This is a genomic window from Wolbachia endosymbiont of Drosophila tristis, assembly GCF_028981745.1.
Lineage (GTDB): Bacteria > Pseudomonadota > Alphaproteobacteria > Rickettsiales > Anaplasmataceae > Wolbachia > Wolbachia pipientis.
In genome coordinates, this window is sequence record NZ_JAPQLN010000080.1 from 1 (window position 1) to 3,708 (window position 3,708).

The window sequence follows — 3,708 nt, forward strand, 5'->3', positions numbered from 1 at the left end:
TCTGCAGTCAAGCTCATAAAGTCATATGATGAAGATGGTATAAAGAAGTGGAAAAAAGAGATGAGTTATGGAAAAAGATCTTATATAGAAAGTTTTTTCTCGCAACTGAAACAAACATTCGGGTTTAGTTTTAGGAATAAATCTGAGACAAATAGAGAGAAGGAACTACTTGTTAAATGCTATTTGCTCAATAAGTTCACTGATATTGGTATGGCTAAATTTGAGATAGCTTCATAAATTTATTGTGCGTTACCTACTATCCGAAGAGCGATGCAACAAAGCCATCCCAGTGTCAGCTACTTGGATGACAAGAAAGGGAGCACTGGAATGACAGAAGATGATGGAGTGACAGGGAGTAATACAAAAAGTTTCGTCATCCCCATTGAATCGGCTTTAAAATCGATGTTCAAAGTTGAAATTTCCCTAGAAGATGCGGGGAAAATCAGAAAAGGTCAGGAAGTTGTATTAAATAACTTGCGTAATTTAAAGAATCATGATATTTGTTGTACAGTGGTGGGTACTGTACCTATTGCAATCTGCAGTTTTATTTATGGTTGTGTGAAACCTATTCGTGTTTTTAATATTTAAAATGAGGTTTAGATGTCGATAACATCCGAAAAGAAAAAGAGTTTGATAAATATATATGCAATTAAAGAAGATGATACAGGCTCATCTTTTGTACAATGTGCAATTTTGACCGAGAGGATCAGTAACTTAACTGAGCATTTTAAAGTGCACAAGCATGACCATCACTCTAAGCGTGGTTTACTTATATTGATAGGTAGAAGACGCAAGCACTTAAATTATATAAAGCGTAAATTTGGTAATGAAGCCTATCAGGAATTAATAGAGAAGTTAGGCATTAGAAAATAATCGAGGAATTTAATATGTTTAAAATTATAAAAAAATCTATAGAGTGGGGTGGTCGTGCCTTATCTTTAGAAACAGGAAAAATAGCACGCCAAGCTCATGGTTCAGTAGTTGTAAATTACGGTGATACTTCTGTTTTAGTAACTGTTGTACGTAAAAAGAAGGAAGAAAGCGTTGATTTCCTACCTTTAAATGTGCAGTTTATCGCAAAAAGCTATGCCATGGGTAAGATCCCTGGCGGGTTTTTTAAAAGAGAAGGCAAGCCATCTGATAGAGAAACTTTAATCTCAAGAGTAATAGATAGAAGTATAAGACCACTATTCCCAGAAGGATTTCATGATGAAATTAGTGTGGTGTGCAATCTATTAACTTATGATACAGTCAATCCTCCTGAAGTGCCAGCATTGATTGGTGCTGTTGCAGCTCTTGCAATTTCTGGTGTTCCCTTTCACTTTACTATAGCTGGAGTGATGGTTGGTTGTGATGAAAATAATAACTATATACTCAACCCTTCTGTTCAAGAGATGAAAGCAAGCAGCTTGGATCTGTTTTTGTCTGGTGATGAAAATTCAATTTTAATGGTTGAATCAGAAGTGAAAGAGCTCTCTGAAGAAAATGTTTTTAATGCAATAAAATTTGGCCATGAACACCTTAAGCCTGTCATTAAGCTCATAAAAGAGTTTGCTGATACAATTGGCAATAAACCTGAGAGCTTTGCCCCTATTGATGCATCAGATATAACACAAGAGCTCGAAAAATACGGTAAAGATTTTGAAAAAGCATATTCGCAAACAGTAAAACAAGAGCGAGTTCAAGCTCTAGAAGCGATCAGAGAGAATATATTGAATACTCTTAAAGAAACTGGAAAAGACGAAAAGTTAATTACGTATGCAGTAAAAAACTTTGAAAGATCTTTAGTACGTGAAATAATTAGGAAGAAAAGTGTAAGGATAGACGGTCGTAAGCATGATGAGATACGTCAGATAGAAGTTGAAGTTGATATTCTGTCCAAAACTCACGGTTCTGCACTATTTACAAGAGGCAATACTCAGGCACTGGTTGTTACTGCTCTTGGCACCACTCAAGATGAGCAAATTGTGGATGATATTGAAGGGGATAGACGTGAGCATTTCATGTTGCATTATAACTTTCCCTCATTTGCTGTTGGAGAAACTTCTGCTGCGCGTGCACCAGGAAGAAGAGAAATCGGTCATGGCAAACTTGCTTGGAAAGCAATTCATCCTGTTTTACCCGATAAGTCTGAATTTCCTTATACAATAAGAGTAGTGTCCGAAATTTTGGAGTCTGATGGTTCTTCTTCTATGGCAACAGTTTGTGGGACTTCTCTTGCTTTAATGGATACGGGTGTGCCAATAAAGGCCCCTGTTGCTGGAATTGCTATGGGTCTCATCAAAGATAAAGACGAGTATGTAATACTTTCCGATATACTTGGTGATGAAGATTATCTTGGTGATATGGACTTTAAAGTAGCAGGAACTAGTGAAGGGGTTACGGCGCTACAAATGGACATGAAAATTTCTGGTATAAGCTTTGAAATTGTTGAAAAATCTTTAGAACAGGCAAAAGCTGGAAGATTACATATTTTAGAAAAAATGAATGCAGTGATTTCAGAACACAGTGATGATGTCAAAGACCATGCACCAAGGATGTTATCATTTTACATAGATAAAGACAAAATTTCTGCTGCTATAGGTTCTAAGGGGAAAAATATACGCAGTGTGTGTGAAAGAAGTAATGCAAAAATTGAAATAGGAGATGATGGTAAAGTTTCTGTTTTTGCTACGAGTGGCACTGAAGCTGAAATTGCAAAGAGTATGATGATTGATTCAATAACAGAACTAGAACAAGGTTCTATAGTTGATGTCAAGGTTGTAAGAATAGAGAAGTCTATTGTAGAGCTTGAATTTCTTAATGGCAGAAAAGGAAAAATGCACATAAGTGAAGTAGCTAATGAACATATAGATTCTATAGAGAGCGTACTTAAACAAGATGATACTTTCAAAGCACTAGTAATTGACTTCGAAAAAGGTGGGTGTCCAAAGTTGTCAAGACGTCGGGTTGATCAAGAGACGGGAGAGTTTTTTGAAGGTGAGCTTTACAACGAGGAAAGGAAAGATGGTCCAAATGACAGGGATAATTATTACAATAATTCATTTAGTAGAAAACCTGGAGGAAGTCACCATAAGAGGCCTCCTCGTCCTCGTTCTGGTTTCAGCAACAGAAATAGGCCGAAATTTGGTAATAATGATTCATCATCAGGTTTTTATTAAGAGTAAACTTCTTGCGTTACCTCTCGTCATTCCAGTGCTTAACACTGGAATGACACCCTTTCTGGTGAAGGTTGTTCTCAAATCACAATGTTAGTACAATTGTGGTGTTAGCTATAGCTAACCCAAGGTATCCGTTCAGCGGAGTGGTAGAATAAGGTAGACAAAGTGATCTAAAAAGATAATCATAGAGCAAAAGTGAGGTAATGTGGTAAACCTTTTAGAACTTTGCAAAAATTTACAGCAAAAAATAGAAAAACTGAAAGCAGAGATAGAAAACTTAAAAGCAGAAAATAAAGCTTTCAAGATAGAGAACGCTGAATTAAAGGAAAGGCTTGGTTTAAACTCGAAAAATTTATCTCTACCGAGCTCTAAAGAATTGTACAAAACAAAAAAGGACAAGCCAAAAAGCGAAAGGAATGTTGGCGATCAGGTTGGGCATAAAGGAAATTTTCATGCTACAATGGAAGCGGATAAAGTAGTAAAAATAGAGTTGCCTAATATTTGCGAATGCGGAGGAGAGCTTGTAATATGCGAAAAACCTTATGTT

Annotated in this window: 4 protein-coding genes and 1 pseudogene; all 5 read left to right on the forward strand. The window is 36.3% G+C overall.

Annotated features, from left to right (window positions below; all coding sequences use genetic code 11):
- Positions 1-237, forward strand: a pseudogene (locus OZD64_RS03065) (IS5 family transposase); the annotation flags it as partial.
- Between the two features lie 33 nt (positions 238-270).
- A complete protein-coding gene (locus OZD64_RS03070) occupies positions 271-588 on the forward strand; it encodes a hypothetical protein (protein WP_274999276.1) in 318 nt (105 codons plus the stop codon).
- A gap of 12 nt (positions 589-600) precedes the next feature.
- Positions 601-873, forward strand: coding sequence for a 30S ribosomal protein S15 (rpsO, locus tag OZD64_RS03075; RefSeq protein WP_006279944.1), 273 nt, complete (start codon positions 601-603; stop codon positions 871-873).
- Between the two features lie 14 nt (positions 874-887).
- Entirely contained in the window at positions 888-3,161 is a 2,274-nt protein-coding gene (gene pnp / locus OZD64_RS03080) for a polyribonucleotide nucleotidyltransferase (protein WP_095742791.1), read from the forward strand.
- Positions 3,162-3,366: 205 nt separating this feature from the next.
- On the forward strand, positions 3,367-3,708 hold a 342-nt coding region (locus OZD64_RS03085; RefSeq protein WP_274999277.1), incomplete at its 3' end, for a DUF6444 domain-containing protein.

Coding starts and splice junctions, on each gene's coding strand:
- OZD64_RS03070 (WP_274999276.1), top strand. CDS start 271: ATGCAACAAAGCCATCCCAGTGTCAGCTACTTGGATGACAAGAAAGGG.
- pnp (WP_095742791.1), top strand. CDS start 888: ATGTTTAAAATTATAAAAAAATCTATAGAGTGGGGTGGTCGTGCCTTA.
- rpsO (WP_006279944.1), top strand. CDS start 601: ATGTCGATAACATCCGAAAAGAAAAAGAGTTTGATAAATATATATGCA.